At 78.2% G+C, this 840-nt stretch carries 2 protein-coding genes; one reads left to right on the top strand and one right to left on the bottom strand.

Going from position 1 to position 840, the window contains the following annotated elements; all coding sequences use genetic code 11:
* The coding region (locus GTW08_RS04725) for a class F sortase (protein WP_161151464.1) at nucleotides 1-536 on the top strand (536 nt) is incomplete at its 5' end.
* Here the strand turns inward: GTW08_RS04725 and GTW08_RS04720 are convergent.
* Nucleotides 476-840: citrate/2-methylcitrate synthase (locus tag GTW08_RS04720; RefSeq protein ID WP_275938969.1), on the bottom strand; the 365-nt coding region annotated here is incomplete at its 5' end. The genes GTW08_RS04725 and GTW08_RS04720 overlap by 61 nt on opposite strands.

Raw genomic sequence — 840 nt, 5'->3', positions numbered from 1 at the left:
CGCCGGTGGCGGTCGGCGGGGCGGTGCCGCCGCTGCCCACCACCACGCTCCGTCCGGCGGCGGCCCCGCTGCCGCCGTCGGAGCCGGTGCGGGTGCGGGCGCCCTCGATCGGGCTCGACAGCGGGCTCGTCCCGCTCGGCCTGACCGGCCGCGGAACCCTCGAGGTGCCGCCCGACGGCGCCGACACCGGCTGGTACACCGGCGCCCCCGCCCCGGGCGCCCGGGGACCGGCGGTGCTCGCGGCGCACGTCGACTGGGACCACGAGCCGGGCCCGTTCCACCGGCTGCACGCACTGGCCCCCGGTGACCTGGTGTCGGTCGACCGCGCCGACGGCACCACCGCGACCTTCGAGGTCCAGGCGGTGCGCCGCTACGCCAAGGACCGCTTCCCCACCGCGGCCGTCTACGGCGACCTGCCCGGCGCGGGCCTGCGGATGATCACCTGCGGTGGGACGTTCGACCGGGGTGTGCGCAGCTACACCGACAACGTCGTGGTGCTCGCCTCGCTGGTCGACCCGGGCCGCGGCCCGGTGTAGACGCCGGTCGGCCGGAACCGCAGACCGGGTTCGGCGTACTCCTCCAGGGCGTGCGCCACCCAGCCGACCGTCCGGGCGCAGGCGAACAGCAGCTCGCCGGCGTCGGGGCGCAGGTCGTGGGCGTGCATCAGCGCGGCGAGCGCGAGGTCGACGTTCGCGGCGGGGCCGTCGCCGCCGCGGTCCATCCCCGCGACGACGGCGTCGACGCAGGCCACGACGTCGTCCGCGGCCGGGTCGGCGCGCAGCCGGTCGAGCAGCACCGTGGCCCGCGGGTCGGTGCCCCGGTAGACCGAGTGGCCGAAGC

Source organism: Pseudonocardia sp. SID8383 (assembly GCF_009864975.1).
GTDB lineage: Bacteria > Actinomycetota > Actinomycetes > Mycobacteriales > Pseudonocardiaceae > Pseudonocardia > Pseudonocardia alni.
This window is presented reverse-complemented; position numbering and strand designations above follow the sequence as displayed.